Annotated in this window: 17 protein-coding genes; 10 read left to right on the top strand and 7 right to left on the bottom strand. The window is 57.3% G+C overall.

Annotation, left to right across the window (positions count from 1 at the left end; all coding sequences use genetic code 11):
• Positions 1–115 precede the first annotated feature (115 nt).
• The gene (gene lptG, locus AB3U87_RS14990; RefSeq protein WP_253458011.1) at positions 116–1,192 is read right to left on the bottom strand and encodes an LPS export ABC transporter permease LptG; all 1,077 of its coding nucleotides are present in this window, start codon (positions 1,190–1,192) and stop codon (positions 116–118) included.
• On the bottom strand, positions 1,192–2,292 hold the full coding sequence (lptF, locus tag AB3U87_RS14985; protein WP_369896383.1) for an LPS export ABC transporter permease LptF: 1,101 nt from the start codon (positions 2,290–2,292) through the stop codon (positions 1,192–1,194). Before lptF ends, lptG begins: the two co-directional genes overlap by 1 nt.
• Before the next feature lie 290 nt (positions 2,293–2,582).
• Here lptF and pepA point away from each other — a divergent pair, with 290 nt between their 5' ends.
• The 5 genes from pepA (at position 2,583) to AB3U87_RS14960 (ending at position 8,772) form a co-directional block, all read left to right on the top strand.
• The gene (gene pepA / locus AB3U87_RS14980) at positions 2,583–4,091 is read left to right on the top strand and encodes a leucyl aminopeptidase (protein WP_253458004.1); all 1,509 of its coding nucleotides are present in this window, start codon (positions 2,583–2,585) and stop codon (positions 4,089–4,091) included.
• 3 nt (positions 4,092–4,094) lie between these two features.
• On the top strand, positions 4,095–4,553 hold the full coding sequence (locus tag AB3U87_RS14975) for a DNA polymerase III subunit chi (RefSeq protein WP_253458001.1): 459 nt from the start codon (positions 4,095–4,097) through the stop codon (positions 4,551–4,553).
• Between the two features lie 5 nt (positions 4,554–4,558).
• Positions 4,559–7,414 carry a valine--tRNA ligase gene (locus AB3U87_RS14970; protein ID WP_253457998.1) on the top strand — a complete coding sequence of 952 codons (2,856 nt, stop codon included), beginning with the start codon at positions 4,559–4,561 and terminating at the stop codon, positions 7,412–7,414.
• A gap of 155 nt (positions 7,415–7,569) precedes the next feature.
• Positions 7,570–8,115 (top strand): cytochrome b561, encoded by a 546-nt coding sequence (gene cybB, locus AB3U87_RS14965; RefSeq protein ID WP_253457995.1) that lies wholly within the window; start codon positions 7,570–7,572, stop codon positions 8,113–8,115.
• Between the two features lie 153 nt (positions 8,116–8,268).
• Complete coding sequence (locus tag AB3U87_RS14960; protein ID WP_394149562.1) at positions 8,269–8,772, top strand: GNAT family N-acetyltransferase; 504 nt, start codon at positions 8,269–8,271, stop codon at positions 8,770–8,772.
• Positions 8,773–8,908: 136 nt separating this feature from the next.
• Here the strand turns inward: AB3U87_RS14960 and AB3U87_RS14955 are convergent, their stop codons facing one another.
• From AB3U87_RS14955 to rraB, 4 genes are all read right to left on the bottom strand, one after another.
• Complete coding sequence (locus AB3U87_RS14955; RefSeq protein ID WP_394149560.1) at positions 8,909–9,676, bottom strand: histidine phosphatase family protein; 768 nt, start codon at positions 9,674–9,676, stop codon at positions 8,909–8,911.
• A gap of 12 nt (positions 9,677–9,688) precedes the next feature.
• The gene (locus tag AB3U87_RS14950) at positions 9,689–10,996 is read right to left on the bottom strand and encodes a hypothetical protein (RefSeq protein ID WP_394149558.1); all 1,308 of its coding nucleotides are present in this window, start codon (positions 10,994–10,996) and stop codon (positions 9,689–9,691) included.
• A 350-nt stretch (positions 10,997–11,346) separates the two neighbouring features.
• A complete protein-coding gene (gene miaE, locus AB3U87_RS14945) occupies positions 11,347–12,108 on the bottom strand; it encodes a tRNA isopentenyl-2-thiomethyl-A-37 hydroxylase MiaE (protein ID WP_253457984.1) in 762 nt (253 codons plus the stop codon).
• 98 nt (positions 12,109–12,206) lie between these two features.
• Positions 12,207–12,632, bottom strand: a complete 426-nt coding sequence (gene rraB, locus AB3U87_RS14940; RefSeq protein WP_253457981.1) for a ribonuclease E inhibitor RraB — start codon at positions 12,630–12,632, stop codon at positions 12,207–12,209.
• A gap of 159 nt (positions 12,633–12,791) precedes the next feature.
• On the opposite strand from rraB, the gene argF reads away from it, so the two are divergent.
• The 5 genes from argF to treC all read left to right on the top strand — a co-directional run bounded on the left by argF (position 12,792) and on the right by treC (position 17,787).
• On the top strand, positions 12,792–13,802 hold the full coding sequence (gene argF, locus AB3U87_RS14935; protein WP_369896377.1) for an ornithine carbamoyltransferase: 1,011 nt from the start codon (positions 12,792–12,794) through the stop codon (positions 13,800–13,802).
• Positions 13,803–14,041: 239 nt separating this feature from the next.
• On the top strand, positions 14,042–14,977 hold the full coding sequence (gene pyrB / locus AB3U87_RS14930; protein WP_253457974.1) for an aspartate carbamoyltransferase: 936 nt from the start codon (positions 14,042–14,044) through the stop codon (positions 14,975–14,977).
• Positions 14,978–14,989: 12 nt separating this feature from the next.
• On the top strand, positions 14,990–15,454 hold the full coding sequence (pyrI, locus tag AB3U87_RS14925) for an aspartate carbamoyltransferase regulatory subunit (RefSeq protein WP_125287136.1): 465 nt from the start codon (positions 14,990–14,992) through the stop codon (positions 15,452–15,454).
• A gap of 68 nt (positions 15,455–15,522) precedes the next feature.
• Positions 15,523–15,909 (top strand): 2-iminobutanoate/2-iminopropanoate deaminase, encoded by a 387-nt coding sequence (ridA, locus tag AB3U87_RS14920; RefSeq protein ID WP_253457971.1) that lies wholly within the window; start codon positions 15,523–15,525, stop codon positions 15,907–15,909.
• A 195-nt stretch (positions 15,910–16,104) separates the two neighbouring features.
• Positions 16,105–17,787: an alpha,alpha-phosphotrehalase gene (gene treC / locus AB3U87_RS14915; protein ID WP_253457968.1), complete on the top strand. Its 1,683-nt coding sequence runs from the start codon at positions 16,105–16,107 to the stop codon at positions 17,785–17,787.
• A gap of 144 nt (positions 17,788–17,931) precedes the next feature.
• Here the strand turns inward: treC and AB3U87_RS14910 are convergent, their stop codons facing one another.
• Positions 17,932–20,505 (bottom strand): DEAD/DEAH box helicase, encoded by a 2,574-nt coding sequence (locus AB3U87_RS14910; protein WP_369896375.1) that lies wholly within the window; start codon positions 20,503–20,505, stop codon positions 17,932–17,934.
• Positions 20,506–20,560 lie beyond the last annotated feature (55 nt).

Here is a 20,560-nt window from a genome sequence, read left to right as displayed (position 1 = left end):
GACGGCTGGTGCAAAGAAAAGTCCACTGGATAGCTACGACGGCTGGCAGGCAGAAAAGCGGATAAAAAGCGGGGCTGAACCGTGGCCGCAGGCGGAGCACCTGCGGCCGGGAGCGTTAACGGCGCTTCAGCAGCATATAGACGCTGATAGCCATAAAGGCGGCGCTTGGCAGCAGCGCGCCAAGCACTGGCGGAATGTTATATACCAGGCTGAGCGGCCCGAAGATCTGATCCAGCACGTAAAACAGGAAGCCGAAGCTGATGCCCGTGACCACGCGCATCCCCATCGAGACGCTGCGCAGCGGCCCAAAAATAAACGACAGCGCCATCAGCATCATCACCGCCACCGATAGCGGCTGGAAGATCTTGCTCCACATATTCAGCTGATAGCGGCCCGCAACCTGTCCGCTCTGCTTAAGGTATTTGGTGTAGTTATACAGCCCGCTAATCGACAACGCGTCCGGATCCAGCGCCACCACGCCCAGCTTGTCCGGCGTCAGCGAGGTTTTCCATTCGCCGGTCAGGGTCTGGCTGCCCGTAACCTGCTGCGGATTGGTCAGATTAGACTCGTCCACTTCCGACAGATCCCACTGCTTTTTGTCCGTGTTGTATTTGGCAGAAGCCGCATAGCGCACCGTCTGTAAACGGCGCTCCTTGTTAAAGTTGTAGATACTGACGCCGCCCAGCTCGCTGTTGTCCTTCAGGCGTTCGATAAAGATAAAGTTATCGCCATCCTTCGCCCACAGCCCGTTCTGCGTGGAGAGCAGCGAACCACCCAGCAGCTGCTGCGCACGATAGTTACGCGCCATCTGCTCGCCCTGCGGCGCCACGAACTCGCCGATAGCCATGGTCAGCAGCACCAGCGGGATCGCCGTTTTCATCACCGAAGCGGCAATCTGCATCCGGGTGAAGCCGGAAGCCTGCATCACCACCAGCTCGCTGCGCTGCGCCAGCGCGCCCAGGCCCAGCAGCGCGCCCAGCAGCGCGGCCATAGGGAAGAAGATCTCAATATCTTTTGGCACGCTGAGGATAGTGTAAAGCCCGGCGCCGACCACGGTGTAGTCGCCCTGTCCGGTTTTGCGCAGCTGATCGACAAACTTAATGATGCCGGAGAGCGACACCAGCATAAACAGCGTCGCCATAATGGTGTTGAAAATCGTTTTACCGATATATCTGTCGAGAACGCCAAACATCAGACCGATCCTCCCCGGGTGAAGCGGGCGCGCAGACGGCGCATCGGCACCGTATCCCACAGGTTAAGAAGGATCGCCAGCGCCAGATAGGAGAGGTTCACCACCCACATCCAGATAGCCGGATCGAGACGTCCTTTCGAGCCGCTGGAGCGCAGCGAGCTTTGCAGCAGGAAGAACACCAGATACAGCAGCATCGCGGGAAGCATAGAAAGCACGCGGCCCTGGCGCGGGTTCACCACGCTGAGCGGCACCACCATCAGCGCCATCACCAACACCGAGAACACCAGCGTAAAGCGCCAGTGCAGCTCGCTGCGGAACTCCGGCCTGTCGGAATGGCGCAGCGCGCTGAAGTTCATCTGCTCGGCGTCGTTGGGATCCAGCAGCACTTCCTGATGCCCGACGATGGCCTGATAGTTCTGGAAATCGGTAATGCGGAAATCACGCAGCAGCGCCGTGCCTTCAAAGCGCGTGCCTTTATCCAGCGTCACTATCTGCGAGCCGTCGGCGCGCTGCGTCATATGGCCTTTATCCGCCATCACGACCGAAGGACGCGCGTTGCCTTTAGGCCGCAGCTGCGCCAGGAAGACGTTACCGAAATTGTTGCCCTTCACGTTTTCGATAAACAGCACCGACTGACCGTCGCCCGACTGCTGGAACTGCCCGGCAGCCAGCGCCGCCGCGCCAGGGTTAGCCTTAGCGTTCTTGGTCACCTCATTCTGATAGCGCGCCGACCACGGGCCAAGCCAGGCGACGTTCGCCGCGGCGACCACTGCGGTAAACAGCATCAGCACCATCGCCGCCTTCACCAATACGGCCTTGCTCAGGCCGCAGGCGTGCATCACGGTGATTTCACTCTCGCTGTACAGACGGCCAAGCGTCATCAAGATGGCTAAAAAGAGGCTTAACGGCAAAATGAGCTGCGCCATCTCTGAAACGCCAAGACCTAACAGTGTCAGAACTAAATTTGTGGGAATTTCGCCATCCGCCGCGGCTCCCAGGATCCTGACTAACTTCTGACAAAAGAAGATCAGTAGCAGAATAAAGAGGATAGCCAGCTGGCTTTTGAGCGTCTCTCTTACCAGATATCTAATGATAATCACGCTGAATACGCCTGTGAAAACTTGTCTTTTTGCAGGAAAATCGATAGTTTCATCGCTTATACGCCATTTTTTCTCATCAATGGCCTCGGTCGTAGCTAAACTAGTATGACAATAATCGCGTTCCGGTGATGCAAAAAAAAACGTTTACCCGATTATTCCTAAGGGGCATCACCCGAACAAAATCTGACGCCCGTAACGCTACACGGCGCGTTGCCCCGGCATTATGCGGTTAACAAGCGCTATATTCTAGCCGCAGCAAGCGCCGTTGTCTTTAAGATTCAGGAGAGTGCATGGAGTTCAGTGTAAAAAGCGGTAGCCCGGAAAAGCAGCGCAGTGCCTGCATTGTGGTAGGCGTGTTTGAGCCGCGCAGGCTGTCACCCATTGCTGAACAGCTGGATAAAATCAGCGACGGCTACATCAGCGCCCTGCTGCGTCGCGGCGAGCTGGAAGGAAAAGTCGGCCAGACGCTGCTGCTGCATCATGTGCCGAATATTCTCTCCGAGCGCATTTTACTGATCGGCTGCGGCAAAGAGCGCGAGCTGGACGAACGTCAGTACAAGCAGGTGATCCAGAAGACAATTAACACCCTGAACGATACCGGCTCGATGGAAGCGGTCTGCTTCCTGACTGAACTGCACGTGAAAGGCCGCAACACTTACTGGAAAGTCCGCCAGGCGGTGGAAACCTCGAAAGAGACGCTTTACAGCTTCGATCAGCTGAAAAGCAACAAAGTCGAACCGCGTCGCCCGCTGCGTAAAATGGTGTTTAATGTGCCGACCCGTCGCGAGCTGACCAGCGGCGAGCGCGCCATCCAGCACGGCCTGGCCGTGGCCGCCGGCGTCAAAGCCGCCAAGGATCTCGGCAATATGCCGCCGAACATCTGCAACGCCGCCTATCTTGCCTCTCAGGCGCGCCAGCTGGCGGACGGCTGGAGCAACGTCACCACGCGCGTGATTGGCGAACAGCAAATGAAAGAGCTGGGCATGAATGCCTATCTCGCCGTCGGCGCCGGTTCGCAGAACGAATCGCTGATGTCGGTGATCGAATACAAAGGTAACCCGGACGCGGACAGCCGTCCTATCGTGCTGGTCGGCAAAGGCGTGACCTTTGACTCAGGCGGCATCTCGATTAAGCCTGGCGAAGCCATGGACGAGATGAAATATGATATGTGCGGCGCGGCCTCCGTTTACGGCGTGATGCGCATGGTGGCCGAGCTGAAACTACCGCTGAACGTGGTTGGCGTGCTGGCGGGCTGTGAAAACATGCCTGGCGGCCGCGCCTATCGTCCCGGCGACGTGCTGACCACTATGTCCGGCCAGACCGTTGAAGTGCTGAATACCGATGCGGAAGGCCGTCTGGTGCTGTGCGACGCGCTGACCTACGTCGAACGTTTCGATCCGGACGTGGTTATCGACGTGGCGACGCTGACCGGCGCCTGCGTGATTGCGCTGGGCCATCACGTCAGCGGCCTGCTGTCGAACCATAACCCGCTGGCGCACGAGCTGATCGGCGCTTCTGAACAGGCGGGCGACCGCGCCTGGCGTCTGCCGATGGCCGACGAATATCAGGAGCAGCTGGATTCTAACTTTGCGGATATGGCAAACATCGGCGGCCGTCCCGGCGGCGCAATCACCGCAGCCTGCTTCCTGGCTCGCTTTACGCGCAAATATAACTGGGCACATCTGGATATCGCCGGTACGGCGTGGCGCTCCGGCAAGGCCAAAGGCGCTACCGGTCGTCCGGTCGCCCTGCTGTCGCAGTTCCTGCTGAACCGCGCCGGTCTGAACGGCGACGACTAAATCATGAAAAACGCCACCTTCTATTTGCTGGAAAGCGACACGCCGGTTGACGGGCTCAGCGCGCTGGAAGCGCTGGTCTGCGAGCTGGCGGAAACGCGCTGGCGCGAGGGAAAGCGCGTGCTGGTCGCCTGCGAAGATGAAGCGCAGGCGATCCGCCTGGATGAAGCGCTGTGGCGCCGTCCGGCCAGCGCCTTTGTGCCGCACAATCTGGCGGGCGAAGGGCCGAAATACGGCGCGCCGGTCGAGCTGGCCTGGCCGCAGCGCCGCGGCAACGCGCCAAGAGATCTGCTGATCAGCCTGCTGCCGCAGTTCGCAGATTTTGCCACCGCTTTCCAGGAAGTGATAGACTTCGTGCCTTACGAAGAAGAATTGAAACAGCTGGCGCGCGATCGCTATAAAGCCTATCGCAGCGTCGGATTCCACTTGAATACGGCCACGCCGCCCGTGCCCCCAACGACATAGCAGAAATGGAAAAGACATATAACCCGCAAGATATCGAACAGCCGCTCTACGAGCACTGGGAACAGCAGGGCTACTTTAAGCCAAACGGCGACACCAGCCAGGAAAGCTTCTGCATCATGATCCCGCCGCCGAACGTCACCGGTAGCTTGCATATGGGTCATGCGTTTCAGCAAACCATCATGGATACCATGATCCGCTACCAGCGTATGCAGGGAAAAAACACCCTGTGGCAGGCGGGCACGGACCACGCGGGCATCGCCACGCAGATGGTAGTGGAGCGCAAAATCGCCGCTGAAGAAGGGAAAACGCGTAAAGACTACGGTCGCGACGCCTTTATCGAAAAAATCTGGCAGTGGAAGGCGGAATCCGGCGGCACCATTACCCGTCAGATGCGCCGTCTGGGCAACTCCGTGGACTGGGAGCGCGAGCGCTTCACCATGGACGACGGCCTTTCCAACGCGGTCAAAGAAGTGTTTGTGCGCCTCTACAAAGAGAACCTGATTTACCGTGGCAAACGCCTGGTGAACTGGGATCCGAAACTGCGCACCGCTATCTCCGATCTGGAAGTGGAAAACCGCGAGTCCAAAGGCTCTATGTGGCATATCCGCTATCCGCTGGCGGACGGCGCGAAAACCGCTGACGGCAAAGATTACCTGGTGGTGGCCACGACCCGTCCTGAAACGGTGCTGGGCGATACCGGCGTAGCCGTTAACCCGGAAGATCCACGCTATAAAGATCTGATTGGTAAATTTGTCGTGCTGCCGCTGGTCAACCGCCGCATTCCGATCGTGGGCGACGAGCACGCCGACATGGAAAAAGGCACCGGCTGCGTGAAAATCACGCCAGCGCACGATTTCAACGACTATGAAGTGGGCCGTCGTCACCAGCTGCCGATGATCAACATCCTGACCTTTGATGGCGACATCCGTGAAGCCGCTCAGGTTTATGACACCAACGGCGAAGAGTCTGACGTTTACAGCAGCGACATTCCGGCAGAGTTCCAGAAGCTGGAGCGTTTTGCCGCGCGTAAAGCCATTGTTGCCGCCGTAGATGCGCTTGGCCTGCTCGAAGAAATCAAACCGCACGACCTGACCGTGCCTTACGGCGATCGCGGCGGCGTGGTGATCGAGCCAATGCTGACCGACCAGTGGTACGTGCGTACCGCGCCGCTGGCAAAAGTCGCGGTGGAAGCCGTTGAGCAGGGCGATATTCAGTTTGTGCCTAAGCAGTACGAGAACATGTACTTCTCCTGGATGCGTGATATTCAGGACTGGTGTATTTCCCGTCAGCTGTGGTGGGGACACCGTATTCCGGCCTGGTACGATGCCGAAGGCAACGTCTACGTCGGCCGCACCGAAGAAGAAGTGCGCGCGGAAAACAACTTGGGCGCGGATGTAGCGCTGAACCAGGACGAAGACGTGCTGGATACCTGGTTCTCATCCGGGCTGTGGACGTTCTCCACGCTGGGCTGGCCGGAAAAAACGCCGGATCTGAGCACCTTCCATCCGACCAGCGTGCTGGTCAGCGGCTTCGACATCATCTTCTTCTGGATTGCCCGCATGATCATGCTGACCATGCACTTTATCAAAGATGAAGACGGCAAGCCGCAGGTGCCGTTCAAGACCGTTTATATGACGGGTCTGATCCGCGACGAAGAAGGCCAGAAGATGTCCAAGTCGAAAGGCAACGTCATCGATCCGCTGGATATGGTTGACGGCATTTCGCTGGAAGATCTGCTGGAGAAACGCACCGGCAATATGATGCAGCCGCAGCTGGCGGAGAAAATCCGCAAGCGCACCGAGAAGCAGTTCCCGAACGGTATCGAACCGCACGGCACCGACGCGTTGCGCTTTACGCTGGCGGCGCTGGCCTCTACCGGTCGTGATATCAACTGGGATATGAAGCGCCTGGAAGGCTACCGCAACTTCTGTAACAAGCTGTGGAACGCCAGCCGTTTTGTGCTGATGAACACTCAGGAGCAGGACTGCGGCTTTAACGGCGGCGAGCTGGAGCTGTCGCTGGCGGATCGCTGGATCCTTGCCGAATTCAACCAGACGGTGAAGGCTTACCGTGGCGCGCTGGACAGCTACCGCTTCGATATCGCCGCCAACATCCTGTATGAGTTCACCTGGAACCAGTTCTGCGACTGGTATCTGGAGCTGACCAAGCCGGTGATGAACGGCGGTTCTGAAGCCCAGCTGCGCGGCACCCGCAATACGCTGGTGGTGGTTCTGGAAGCGCTGCTGCGCCTGGCGCACCCGATTATTCCGTTTATTACCGAAACCATCTGGCAGCAGGTGAAAGTGCTGAAGAACATCAGCGACGACACTATCATGCTGCAACCGATGCCGGAATTTGAAGAGGCGAAGGTGGATGAGGCGGCGCTGAGCGATACCGAATGGCTGAAGCAGGCGATTGTCGCGGTGCGTAATATTCGCGCCGAGATGAACCTGTCGCCGTCCAAACCGCTGGATGTGCTGCTGCGCGGCGCAAGCGCTGACGTGGTACGTCGCGTGACCGACAACCATAACTTCCTGAAATCGCTGGCGCGTCTGGACAGCCTGACCTGCCTGGCCGCCGGCGAGAAAGGCCCGGTATCGGTCACCAAGATCATCGACGGCGCGGAGCTGCTGATCCCAATGGCTGGCCTGGTGGATAAAACCGCCGAGCTGGAGCGTCTGGCGAAAGAAGTCAGCAAGCTGGAAGTGGAAATCGGCAAGATCGAAGGCAAGCTTTCCAACGAAGGCTTTGTCTCGCGCGCGCCGGAAGCCGTGGTGGCGAAAGAGCGCGAGCGCATGGCCGAGTTCGAGCAGGCTAAGCTCAAGCTGATCGAGCAGCAGGCCGTTATCGCCGCGCTGTAACCATGTCAGCCGGACGGCGTTAACCGCGCCGTTAATACTGAACGCTCCGTAGCCTGTTTGCGGAGCGTTTTTTTATGCGTTAAAAAACGCAGCCAAACAAATCTTTAAGAAAGCGGTGATACATTAACGGTCTGTTATTTTTTACGGATAAAACCATGTCTGACAACTACGCCAGGCCGCAGATCGCGCTCCACTGGCTGACCGTGCTCCTGCTCACCGTTGCCTACGCCACCATTGAACTGCGGGGCTTTGCCCAGCGCGGTTCCTGGCAAGGGTTCGCCATGATTATTACGCACTTCAGCGCAGGGTTTGGCGTACTGCTGGTGATGCTGGCACGTATCTTTCTGCGCTTTCGCCATCGCAGCCCGGCTATTGCGCCGCCGATAGCGAGCTGGCAAAAAGGGCTTTCACACCTGGTGCACGCCACGCTGTACGCCTTGTTTATCGTGCTGCCGCTGCTGGGCCTCTCTTCGCGCTATCTCTCCGGACGGCAGTGGTGGCTGTTTGGCGCGACTATGCCGGTATCTGCAAATCCCGATCCGGCGCTGGCGCGAACGCTTATCCACTGGCACGAGACGCTGGCGCCGCTTGGCTACTGGCTGATTGGCCTGCACGCGCTGGCCGCCCTCTTCCATCACTATTTTCTGAAAGATGATACGCTGGCGCGCATGATGCCCGCGCGGCGCGCCACAAAGCCGTAAAGGCGGCTTTGGCCTGCGCTGCCGCCATCACCGCCTGCTTTCCCACTCTTATTTTCCCGGCCAGGTTTCCCTTTTGCATGGAAGCGGAAGATTGCATCCTCGGCCAACGGATGGTATTACACTGCCAAACTATCTAAAAAACGGCCCCAGGTTATGACCAGCACCTCTTCAGCCGATATCCGGGTTCGGCTTATTCAACCCGCTGATAATCCGCATATCGCTCACGTTATCCGTCAGGTTTCGGCGGAATTTGGCCTGACCGCCGACAAAGGCTTTACGGTCGCCGATCCCAATCTTGACCAGCTTTGCGAACTCTATCGCCAGCCCAACAGCGCCTACTGGGTGATTGAGCTGGACGGAAAAATTATGGGCGGCGGCGGCGTGGCTCCCCTCCAGGGTAGCGAAGCGGACGTTTGCGAGCTGCAAAAAATGTATTTTATGCCCGAGCTGCGCGGTCTGGGCGTGGCGAAAGCGTTGGCGCTGCGGGCCATGGAACATGCGCGTGAGCTGGGCTTTAAGCGCTGCTACCTGGAGACTACCGCGTCGCTGACCCGCGCCGTGCGCCTTTATGAGTACCTGGGCTTTCAGCATATTGACGGGCCGATGGGCAACACCGGCCACGTGGACTGCGAAGTTACTATGCTGCGTTCGCTGTAGCATAGTGGATCCAGGCTACTGCGTTCGCTGTATCGCTGTATCGCTGTATCACAGCGGACGCAGGCTATTCGTTCGCGGCATCGCTGTATCACACCAGATGTAGGCTATTCGTTCGCTGTAGCACAGCGGACGCAGGCTACTGCGTCACGGCCAGCTGCGAGCCTTTTTTCACGTAGCTTAGGTCGTCGATCGCTTCAATAATAAACTTCCCGGCATCGGTATAGCGGATACGGGTGACGCTGGCATTGCTGAGCGAGTGCGTCTTCGCTTTATCGCCCAGCTCGTGCAGCAGCGTCATGATGGTCATGCCGTGCGTGACGATCAGCACGTTGCCGCCGCCCTGCTGCTGCGCCTGTCGGGCAATTTCCTTAATTACCTTGTTAACGCGCTGTGCCACCTGCTGATAGCTTTCTGCCTGACCGGAAGGATCGGCCGCGTGGATCATCTGCACGATCTCCACAATGTCGACTTTCTTGCTGTTGAAAGCCGCCATCAGCTGGGCTGACGAGGCGTAACCGCTCTTTTTCCCCGCCACCGTCAGCATATTTTCATTAGTGTCGCCTTCAAAAGAGCCAAAAAAGACTTCTCTTAACGCCTCACGCTCCTGAAGAGGTAACGACTTATCACGCTCTGCCAGAATCAGCTTTGCGGTTTCCCTGGCCCGGCCCGAATCGCTGCTCCATGCGGCAATAAAGTCTACCGGCTTCAGCCCGCGCCCCGCTTTTTTGGCTACCTCCACGCCTTCCGCCGTTAAGGGCGTATCGCTCCAGCCCTGCGCGCGATGTACGGTGTTAAACAAGGTTTTGCCGTGGCGCATCACATAAAGCTCCACGTCAGCAGCAAAGCTGGCCCAGCTGCTTAACAGTAAAAAAGCAAAGAGCAGCGCCTGTGTTATTCCTTTCATATTTCCCCCTGATTATAAAAGACCGAACTTCCAGGTCACGCCGACTTCAGCAGAAAGGCTCGGCGAGCGCTGATACTCGCCCGCAGAATTAAGGATCGGCGTGGCGTTAATATTTTTATATGACCAGCCATAGCCTAACTGTGCGGCCAGCGTTAAATCTTTTAGCTGACCCTCACGTGGCTGCCAGCGGTTCAGCCAGGTAATTTCCCCGGTGCGGATTTTATTATTTTTATAAGAAAACTGGCCGTAGTTAACCTGAATACCGCTGGCTAAACTTTCAGTAAACTGATATTCGGTAAAAGAGGTCAGCGCCAGTTCGCCGTCGCGCAGATAATCTTTTCCGGCGGAGGTTAAGGCATTAAACCGGCCACGGGTATTTTTCCCTATATAGCGATCGTAATAGCCCACCCCGTTGCGCTTTTCTGCCCGTGTCCAGGCAACACCGACTTTCTGTATCCAGCTGTCATCCTGCCAGCGTACTTCTCCGGCATAGTGCCAGGCGCTGTCGTTAAACTGTTTTTTACTTTGCGGCATCGCTTTATATTTTTCCAACGCCTGGCTGCCGTAAATCTGTGACGCCAGCGCCCATTTCGGCGTCAGCGGATACGTAATTTCCACCAGGTGACGGCGCAGATAATCCTTCGACTCGCCCCATGCCCAGGAGAACACAGCATTTTGTTTTTCCCAGCTCAGGCCGCCGGTCAGGATACTGTCGATCTCTTTGCCATCAAGGGTAAGAAAATGCACGCTATCGGGTGAATCATACATGATGGAGCGCGTTACCCAGGCCATATCCAGCTGCAGGTTCTGCCAGCGCAGCGAGCCGCTGTAGCCCTGATAGCTGTTGCGCGACAGGCGGTAAGTGTTGGTCAGCACGCCCACGTTTTTCAACTGGTGCCAGCCGCCTTTTGCTTTCAGCCCGAACGCGTCGTCACCCAGCTTTAGCTCAAGGTAGCGCTGCCCGAAGCGGCTGAAGCCGCCGGCGTTGCTTTTATCGAAGCCTGCGCCGTGATTGTAAAGGATGCCGCGCGTGGCGAAGTAGTCGCTGGCCGCCAGCTTAGCGGCTCTGGTGTAGCTGGCGTCGAAGCCCAGGGTATCACCCAGCCAGCCGGAGCGGAAATCCAGCGTGGTTGCGGCCCCCCAGGCGTTGTGCACCGCTTTGGGCTGCGCCTCATTCTCTTTCAGGTATTTCCAGTGGCTGCGCAACGTAAGATCGAGCTGCGTCTCCTTTAAAAATCGCTGGAAATCGCCGCCGCTTTCTTCAGCATGGGCGGCCACGGCGGCGAGCAGCGCCAGTAAAAAAACGTTCCTGTTTTTCATTATAGCCTTCCTTGTCAGCCGTTAAATAAATGACTCCATCTAAAAGAAACAAAAAAACCCGATCCCGTTGCGGTAATAATATCGCAAGTGGGATCAGGTTTTGCCGGTTGGTAACAATCCTGATAATGGCAGGAATATACGCCTGAAAATCTTTTCAGCCATAATAAAAATCAGGTTATGTGAAGCGCGCCGCAAAATAAAAAAGAGGTGTGATTGCGAAAAAACAGGTTACTCGTAGGCGTTATTATTCCCTTTAAACCATTAGCGCCATTAATATTATTTATTAAAGGTGGCAACGCTAATAAACGGCTTCCTGAAATAATAACGCCAGAATAAAGCTGTCAATATTATCACCACGCAGGCAGCCCGCTGTGAAAACGCAGCTCGCTATCCGGTTCGCTAATTAGCTTTGCTTCCGTTTCGCCTATTTTACGCACGCGGGAAGTAATATCCGTGGCTGATATCTCGGCGGCCAGCGCCAGATAGTCCTGATAATGGCGCGCTTCCGAACGCAGCAGCGAAAGATAGAACGCGGCCAGCTCCTTATCCAGATAAGGCGCCAGGCTGGCAAAGCGTTCGCAGGAGCGCGCTTCGATATAGGCGCCGCAAATCAGCTTGTCCACCAGCGTCTGCGGCTCGTGCGTGGTCACCTCTCGCAGCAACCCTTTGGCATAGCGACTGGCGGTAATTTTGACGTAGGGAATGGCGCGCGCCTGCATAATTTCCAGTACCTGATAAAAATGATGCAGCTCTTCTTTAATCAGCAGCACCATTTTGTCTACCAGCGTATCACCGTAGGGCACATCCGTACGGCTGATAATCGTTTTCGACAGCCCTTTATGCTGTTCCAGAAAGGCTAAATCCGCGTTTTCGCTGTGCACAAACTGCTCCCACGGTTTCAGCCAGGCCAGCAGCGCGTCGCCGCTCTCTTTATCCGCCACGTATTTGCGGATCAGCCACATGGCGGTCTGGGCGGCCTTCAGCTCGCAAACAAGATGGTCGGTGAGCAGCAGCGGCAGGTTTTCCGGCTTGCGGGCTTCGTCGATCCACTTTTGCGGCGTGCGGCAGTGCAGAAAAGCGTGAACGGGAGCAAGGAGGTCTTCGGTGATCATGCGGGCAAACAATCCGTAAAAATCAGGTTAAAAACATTGCGCCGCTCTGCGGGGAGCAGACCGGCGCAAACGGGCGGAACGGCGTCCGCCCACGGGCATCAGTGACGCGTGCCGTTGTCTTCTTCATCGATAAGGTCGTCGTCGTCGCCTTCGTCTTCGTCCTCAGCGTCCGGATCCTCAAAGTAGGTGCCCCAGCCGTCGTAGTCCACGTTGTACTTCGCGGCCAGATCGATCAGCTGTTCGACCTGGGCGTCGATCAGTTCGGCATTTAACGCGCCTTCGCTCAGAATATCGCAGCACATCACTTTCGTGCCGTCCTCCAGCTCCAGTTCTTCCGGCTCGGTAACTTCGTAGCCCAGCTTAAACGCATCAACCGCCGCCTTTTCCAGCGCGTCGAAGCTGTCGCAGGAGAGGTGGTGTTCGATGGTGTAGAGCGCATCCGGGTCGCTGCCATCATCCAACAGCTCTTCAATAATCAGCCGCGTCTCTTCACGCTGCTCTTCCAGCAATGCTTCATTTGCCATGATCCGTTCCTCTGTGTGTGGCATATCTGTTAAGTATTTTCCCACACTGTCCTCTGCGCCACTACCTTTATACAAAAGTTTCTTCACGCCAGGGTTGAAAATGCATATTGATACAGTTAAGTTGAATTTAAATTCATTAAATATCCTCTGGAGCGCTTTATGAGTCAGTTATATCAACGCCACTTTCTCAGGCTGCTTGATTTTACGCAGGCTGAAATTACCGCTTTACTCGCGCTGGCCGCACGGCTTAAAACCGATAAGAAAAATGGCGAGGAAGTGCAGCACCTGAAAGGCAAAAACATCGCGCTCATCTTCGAAAAAGACTCGACCCGTACCCGATGCTCTTTCGAAGTTGCCGCTTACGATCAGGGCGCCAACGTCACTTATCTTGGCCCAAGCGGCAGCCAGATCGGCCATAAAGAATCAATGAAGGATACCGCGCGCGTGCTGGGACGCATGTATGACGGCATTCAGTATCGCGGTCACGGGCAGTCGCTGGTGGAATCGCTGGCGGAACATGCGGGCGTGCCGGTGTGGAACGGCCTGACCGACGAGTTCCACCCGACGCAGCTGCTGGCGGATTTGCTGACTATGGAAGAGCATCTGCCGGAAAAACCCTTCAGCGGGATGGTTTTCGCCTACGTGGGCGACGCGCGTAATAATATGGGTAATAGCATGATGGAGGCCGCCGCGCTGACGGGCCTGGATCTGCGCCTGGTCGCGCCGAAAGGCTGCTGGCCGGACGAAGCGCTGGTAAGCGAGTGCCGCCAGGCCGCGCAGGCAAGCGGCGGAAAAATCACCCTGACGGAAGATATTGCCGAAGGCGTGAACGGTGCAGATTTTATCTATACTGACGTCTGGGTGTCGATGGGCGAACCAAAAGCGGTGTGGGAAGAGCGTATCGCCCTGCTGCGGGATTACCAGGTCAACAGCGCGATGCTGGCGCTTACCGGCAATCCTGAGGTGAAATTCCTGCATTGCCTGCCCGCTTTTCACGACGATCAAACCACGCTGGGCCGGCAGATGGCTGAGCAATACGATCTGCACGGCGGCATGGAAGTCACCAATGAGGTGTTTGAATCCAGGCACAGCGTGGTGTTCGACCAGGCGGAAAACCGGCTGCATACCATCAAGGCGGTGATGGTGGCCACGCTGGCCCGGTTACCCTGAATCAGCGCCAGGCAATCGATTACTTTTGCTTGCCGCCGCTGACCGAATGCGTATAATGCCCCCCGTTTGTCTGGAGGATGCATGAAACTGACCACTGCTGACAGAGTAAAAATGACGCGCCTGAATGCAGGCCGGCAGTGCCGTTTTTCCTCCTTCCCGATCTGTAGAAAAAGCCCCTCATTGAGGGGCTTTTTTTTGCCCGTTTTTCCGCTTATCGGCACGCGTAGAGGAGAATGAACATGGCTAACCCGCTGTATCATAAACATATCATTTCAATTAACGATCTCAGTCGTGAAGAGCTGGAGCTGGTGCTGCGTACCGCCGCCAGCCTGAAGGCGAAGCCGCAGCCGGAGCTGCTGAAGCATAAGGTTATCGCCAGCTGCTTTTTCGAGGCCTCTACCCGCACGCGCCTGTCGTTTGAAAGCGCCATGCATCGTCTGGGCGCGTCCGTGGTGGGGTTTGCCGACGGCAGCAATACCTCGCTGGGTAAAAAAGGCGAAACGCTGGCGGATACGCTTTCCGTTATCAGCACCTACGTGGATGCCATTGTCATGCGGCATCCGCAGGAAGGCGCGGCGCGTCTGGGCACGGAGTTTTCCGGCGGCGTACCGATCCTCAACGCGGGCGACGGCGCTAACCAGCATCCAACGCAAACGCTGCTGGATCTCTTTACTATTCAGGAAACTCAGGGCCGCCTGAGCAATCTGAATGTCGCCATGGTCGGCGACCTGAAATATGGCCGTACCGTGCATTCACTGACGCAGGCGCTGGCGAAGTTCGAAGGCAATCGCTTTTTGTTTATCGCACCTGACGCGCTGGCGATGCCCGCCTATATCACCGATATGCTGGATGAGAAAGGCATTGCGTGGAGCCGCCACGACAGCATTGAGGAAGTGGTGCCGCAGGTGGATATTCTGTATATGACGCGCGTGCAGAAAGAGCGTCTGGATCCGTCAGAGTACGCCAACGTCAAAGCGCAGTTCGTGCTGCGGGCTTCCGACCTGGTCGGCGCGCGCGAAACCATGAAGGTGCTGCACCCGCTGCCGCGTATTGATGAGATTACGACGGATGTCGATGCCACGCCGCACGCCTGGTATTTCCAACAGGCGGGCAACGGTATTTTTGCCCGCCAGGCGCTGCTGGCGCTGGTGTTGAACAGCGAACTGGCTCTGTAAGAGGAACTGACGATGACACAAGATAATAAATTACAGGTTGAAGCAATTAAGCGCGGCACGGTAATCGATCATATCCCGGCGCAGATTGGTTTTAAGCTGCTGTCGCTGTTTCGCCTGACGGAAACCGATCAGCGCATCACCATCGGCCTGAACCTGCCCTCCGGCGAGATGGGCCGCAAAGATCTGATCAAAATTGAAAACACGTTTCTGACGGATGATCAAATCAACCAGCTGGCGGTTTACGCGCCGCATGCCACGGTGAACCGCATCGATAACTACGACGTGGTCGGCAAAATTTCGCCGACGCTGCCGGACACCATCGAACGCGTGCTGATCTGCCCCAACAGCAACTGCATCAGCCGCAGCGAGCCGGTCAACTCCAGCTTTGCGGTGAAAAAACGTAACGATAACGTGCAGTTAAAGTGCAAATACTGCGAGAAAGAGTTCGCGCGTCACGTGGTCATGGCGAACTGGTAATCAGTTTCGGGCGGCTTATAATGGGGCGGATCCGGGCTTTTACCGGCCTCATTTAATATGGAGAAATTATGTCTCGCGAAATCAGCACCGAAAACGCACCGGCGGCTATCGGCCCCTACGTGCAGGGCGTCGATCTGGGCAGCATGATCATCACTTCTGGCCAGATCCCGGTCGATCCTAAAACCGGCAGCGTGGCAGAAGACGTTGCCGCGCAGGCTCGTCAGTCGTTGGAGAACGTCAAGGCCATCGTGGAAGCGGCGGGCCTGAAGGTAGGCGACATCGTTAAAACCACGGTATTCGTGAAGGATCTTAACGATTTTGCTACCGTGAACGCGGCCTATGAAGCTTTCTTTACCGAGCACCAGGCCAGCTTCCCGGCACGCTCCTGCGTAGAAGTGGCCCGCCTGCCAAAAGATGTCAAAATCGAGATCGAAGCGATCGCCGTACGTCGCTAAAGCCTTCTCCTCTCCCGTCGGGAGAGGAAAGTTTTCCCCGGCCGTCAGTTTTTATTCTCTCTTTGTGCGCCTTTCGGCCTCGCCTAAAAAATTTTCACTGCGCCCGTATCTCCACTTGCCAGTTAATAGCTAACCTTAGGAAAGAACAAAAAGGCGATAACAGCGCAAACGGACCTTTTATATCGGGATTGAGCAATGACTAAAAATCCACCGTGGTGGCAGAACGGCGTTATCTATCAAATTTATCCCAAGAGTTTCCAGGACACTACCGGCAGCGGAACGGGCGATCTGGCCGGCGTGATCCAACATCTGGACTACCTGAAAAAGCTGGGCGTGGACGCCATCTGGCTGACGCCGTTTTATATCTCGCCGCAGGTAGACAACGGCTACGACGTGGCGAACTACACCGCCATCGATCCGTTATTTGGCACGCTTAACGACTTTGATAACCTGGTGGAAGAAACCCACCGGCGCGGGATGCGGCTGATCCTGGATATGGTGTTTAACCACAGCTCCACCCAGCACCACTGGTTTCACGAAGCGCTGGATCCCGAAAGCCCCTATCGCTCCTACTACATCTGGCGCGACGGCACGCCGGCCGAGCCGCCAAACAACTGGCAGTCGAAGTTTGGCGGCCATGCCTGGCGCTGGCACCCGGAGAGCAACCAGTACTATATGCACCTGTGGGCGCCGGAACAGGCCGATCTCAACTGGGAAAACGATAATCTGCGCGCCGAGCTGAAGCAGATCGTTAATTTCTGGGCCGATCGCGGCATCGACGGGCTGCGGCTGGACGTGGTGAACCTGGTTTCCAAGGACCAGGATTTTCCCAACGATCCCAACGGCGACGGGCTGCGGTTCTATACCGACGGGCCGCGCATCCACGAATATATGCGCGAAATGAGCCGCGACGTGTTCCGTCCGCGTGAATTGATGACGGTAGGCGAAATGTCTTCCGCCACGCTGGAGCACTGCCAGCAGTACGGTTCGCTGGAGGGCGAAGAGCTGTCGATGGTGTTCAGCTTCGATCACGTCGAGGTCGATTTCTTTAACGGCCAGAAATGGACGCTGACGCCGCTGGATCTGGTGGCGCAGAAGGCTATCTTCACCCACTGGCAGCATGGCATGCATAACAAGGCCTGGAACGCGCTGTTCTGGTGTAATCATGACCAGCCGCGCGTGGTTTCGCGCTGGGGCGACGAGGGGCAATATCGCGTGCAGTCGGCGAAGATGCTGGCGCTGGTGCTGCACGGGATGCAGGGCACGCCTTATATTTTCCAGGGCGAAGAGCTGGGTATGACCAACCCGCATTTCACCCGCATCCTGGACTATCGCGATATCGAAAGCCACAACATGTACGCCGAACTGCGCTCGCAGGGGCGCGACAGCGATAACCTGCTGGAGATCCTCGCCAGCAAATCGCGCGACAACGGCAGAACGCCGATCCCGTGGCACGCGGGAGAAAACGGCGGCTTCACCAGCGGCACGCCGTGGATCGGCATGTGTGACAATATGGAAACGATAAACGCAGAAGCGGCGCTGGCTGATGAAAACTCGGTGTTTTACGCCTATCAGAAGCTGATCCAACTCAGGAAAGCCTATCCGATCCTGACCTGGGGCGATTACCTCGATCTGCTGCCGGATCACGCTTATCTGTGGTGCTACTGCCGCCGCTTCGAGAAAGAGGTGCTGGTGGTGGCTGCTAACTTCAGCGGCGAAACGCAGGTCTGGCACCCGCCGGCCTACAGCGGTCACTGGGATGTGCTGATCAGTAACTATCCTGATACGCACGTTACCCCTGGCGAGGTGATGCTGCGTCCGTGGGAAGCGGTGTGGTGGTATCAGAAGCGCTGGGACGGCGGCGCCAACAAGGCGTAAACCGCTTCGGTAGCAAGCAGGCTGCGGCGACTACATACGTAGCGCCGCGTTCGGCACAGTTATGGCTGACGTTATCGGACATGGCATCTACAGACGTAACGCCGCGTTCAGGTCAGGCACGGCTGACGTTAGCAGATGCCGCATTTACAGCGGCGCGAACAGCGCGGTCAGGTCTTCGCTGGTAAAACTTGTTGTTTCGCTCAGGTCGTTTTCCAAAATCCCTTCGGCCAGCTCCGCTTTACGCTGCTGTAGCGCAACGATCTTTTCTTCAATACTGCCTGCGGCGATCAGCTTATAGACAAATACCGGCTTGTCCTGGCCCAGACGATAGGCGCGATCCGTAGCCTGATTCTCCGCCGCCGGATTCCACCAGGGATCGTAATGGATCACCGTATCGGCCGCCGTCAGGTTCAGGCCCACGCCGCCCGCCTTCAGGCTGATTAAAAACACCGGGACTTCGCCGTTCTGGAAGCGGCGTACCGGCTCGCTGCGATCGCGCGTGCTGCCGGTCAGGATCACGTAGGGAATACGCGCCTTCTGTAACTCTTCCGCAATCAGCGACAGCATGGTGGTGAACTGAGAGAAGATCAGGATACGGCGATCTTCCGCCAGCAGATCGCTGAGCATCTCCCGCAGCAGCGCCAGCTTGGCCGACTGTTTAACTCTGGTCGTTTTGTCGCTGTCGATCAGCCGTGGATCGCAGCAGATCTGCCGTAGCTTCAGCAGCGCATCCAGCACCAGCAGATGGCTGCGTCCCGCGCCCTGCTGCTCTACCGCCAGCTTTACGCGATCCTGCATTGCGCCGCGTACTTTTTCGTAAAGCTCGCGCTGCGCGCCTTCCAGCTCTACCGAACGCACAATGGTGTTCTTCGGCGGCAGCTCTTTCGCCACTTCCTGCTTGCGACGACGCAGCATAAAAGGCCGCACGCGCTTAGCCAGCAGCTCGCGCCTGACCCGATCGCCGTCGCGCTCAATGGGAATACGCCACTCCTGGGTAAAAGCTTTTTCGCTGCCCAGAAAACCGGGCAGCAGGAAATCAAACTGCGACCAAAGTTCACCCAGGTGGTTTTCCAGCGGCGTGCCGGTCAGGCAAAGCCGGTAGCGCGACTTTAACGTGCGGATCACCGAGGCGGCCCGCGACGCGCTGTTTTTCACGTACTGCGCCTCGTCCAGGATCAGCAGATGATAGCTGTGGCCCAGCAGCTGCGGCTGATCGCGCCACAGCAGCGAATAGGTGGTCAGCACCACGTCATAGTGCTCAATGCGATCGTAAAAGGATTTTCGCTGCGGCCCGGTCAGCGCCAGCATTTTTAACGTCGGCGCAAAGCGGCTGGCTTCCTGCATCCAGTTATACACCAGCGTGGTCGGCACCACGATCAGCGCCGGACGATCCAGCCTGCCCGCTTCTTTCTCCAGCAGCAGGTGCGCCAGCGTCTGAATGGTTTTTCCCAGCCCCATATCGTCGGCCAGCACGCCGGACAGATTATTGGCGCGCAGGAACTGCATCCAGCTGATGCCCTGGAGCTGATAGTCGCGCAGCCGGGCCTCAAGACCGGCAGGCGGCGCAACGGGCTGGATCCCTTTGCCCGCCCTCAGGCTCTCCGCCAGCTGCAGGACGCCGTTGTCGCCGTTAAACTGCCAGCGGCCCGTTTCGCTTAGCGCCGTCAGCCTGCCGGCCTCGTAAGGCGCGATACGCAGCGGTGCGGCTTCATCCTGCGCCAGCAGATCGGCCAGGCTGCCCACCAGCGTTTTCAGGCGACCGGCGCCAATATGCAGTCGTTCGTTACGCTCGCTGCGCAGCTCTACCGTCTCGTCATCGGCTATCACCGAGAGGTCGCTCGACAGCCAGCGGCGATCCTGACGGAACAGCCCCGCCAGCAGCGGCCGCATATTCACCTTATACGCACCGGTGTTGGCCTCTATCTCCAGCGCATACCAGCCATCCTGCTGCTGCACGGCGCGGCCATCGATGGCCGCAATTTCCGTAATGTTCCAGGTAAAATCATCGTCCACGCTGGTTTGCCAGCCGCGCTTGCGCAGGTCGGGAAGCACATGATGGATAACATCGCGCCACTGTTCGGGCATGTCCGGGGCGAAAATAGCAGGCGGCAGCGGCGCTGAATGCGGCGTATAGATATGGCCAGAAGGAATGGTCTGCAGCCCGGCAGCGTTAAGCTCGCTTAGCCAGCGCTGCTCCTGCTCCATCCGGCGGCTGACGCGGAAAAGCCTGCCGTGACGATCGGGAAAGTCTTCGCCGCTGCTGCCAGCTGGCACAAGAATGCCGGCGTAGTCAAAATGCACCGCGGCAAAATCGAGCCGTTTCTGTCGATGTCCGTAACGGCCAAAACCGCTAATAAATTTCGCGCGCGATTCCAGCCGTAGCATGGGCTGCGGCTCGGCAGTCACCAGCGCGGGCGCGGAAGCGGCCTTGTTGACGGGCTGACGTTGCAGCCAGGCCAGCATGACCGCAGCGGCATGACGACAGTTGTTTTTAACCGGACAGGTGCATTCGCCGCTGGCGTGCAGTTTGCCCTGTGGCCGGCTGAAATGCACCATAACCTGGAAAGGTTCGATTTTTCTGCCGGGCACCTCGCCGGTCAACAGATTGTTCTGCCATTGCAGGTGCTGCGCTTTATCCACCAGCTCTTTTGCTCTGGCCACGGTGCGCGCGCCCAGCCAGCGGCTCACCTGTTTTTCGTTGTACGTTACAGAAGACATCAGTCTGTATCCCGGAATGGCCTGAGCAGATAACCGCTTTGCGTAACAGGCAATA

The organism is Erwinia plantamica, assembly GCF_043420595.1.
Classification (GTDB): Bacteria; Pseudomonadota; Gammaproteobacteria; order Enterobacterales; family Enterobacteriaceae; genus Erwinia; species Erwinia aeris.
Note: the sequence above shows the minus strand (reverse complement) of the source record. Positions and strands in the feature narration are given on the sequence as shown.

Excerpts from the sequence above, each read along its gene's own strand:
- ridA (WP_253457971.1), top strand. The coding sequence starts at position 15,523 with ATGTCTCGCGAAATCAGCACCGAAAACGCACCGGCGGCTATCGGCCCC.
- AB3U87_RS14955 (WP_394149560.1), bottom strand. The coding sequence starts at position 9,676 with ATGAAAGGAATAACACAGGCGCTGCTCTTTGCTTTTTTACTGTTAAGC.
- miaE (WP_253457984.1), bottom strand. The coding sequence starts at position 12,108 with ATGATCACCGAAGACCTCCTTGCTCCCGTTCACGCTTTTCTGCACTGC.
- argF (WP_369896377.1), top strand. The coding sequence starts at position 12,792 with ATGAGTCAGTTATATCAACGCCACTTTCTCAGGCTGCTTGATTTTACG.
- pyrI (WP_125287136.1), top strand. The coding sequence starts at position 14,990 with ATGACACAAGATAATAAATTACAGGTTGAAGCAATTAAGCGCGGCACG.
- AB3U87_RS14960 (WP_394149562.1), top strand. The coding sequence starts at position 8,269 with ATGACCAGCACCTCTTCAGCCGATATCCGGGTTCGGCTTATTCAACCC.
- AB3U87_RS14975 (WP_253458001.1), top strand. The coding sequence starts at position 4,095 with ATGAAAAACGCCACCTTCTATTTGCTGGAAAGCGACACGCCGGTTGAC.
- AB3U87_RS14970 (WP_253457998.1), top strand. The coding sequence starts at position 4,559 with ATGGAAAAGACATATAACCCGCAAGATATCGAACAGCCGCTCTACGAG.
- AB3U87_RS14910 (WP_369896375.1), bottom strand. The coding sequence starts at position 20,505 with ATGTCTTCTGTAACGTACAACGAAAAACAGGTGAGCCGCTGGCTGGGC.
- cybB (WP_253457995.1), top strand. The coding sequence starts at position 7,570 with ATGTCTGACAACTACGCCAGGCCGCAGATCGCGCTCCACTGGCTGACC.
- AB3U87_RS14950 (WP_394149558.1), bottom strand. The coding sequence starts at position 10,996 with ATGAAAAACAGGAACGTTTTTTTACTGGCGCTGCTCGCCGCCGTGGCC.
- lptG (WP_253458011.1), bottom strand. The coding sequence starts at position 1,192 with ATGTTTGGCGTTCTCGACAGATATATCGGTAAAACGATTTTCAACACC.
- treC (WP_253457968.1), top strand. The coding sequence starts at position 16,105 with ATGACTAAAAATCCACCGTGGTGGCAGAACGGCGTTATCTATCAAATT.
- pyrB (WP_253457974.1), top strand. The coding sequence starts at position 14,042 with ATGGCTAACCCGCTGTATCATAAACATATCATTTCAATTAACGATCTC.
- rraB (WP_253457981.1), bottom strand. The coding sequence starts at position 12,632 with ATGGCAAATGAAGCATTGCTGGAAGAGCAGCGTGAAGAGACGCGGCTG.
- pepA (WP_253458004.1), top strand. The coding sequence starts at position 2,583 with ATGGAGTTCAGTGTAAAAAGCGGTAGCCCGGAAAAGCAGCGCAGTGCC.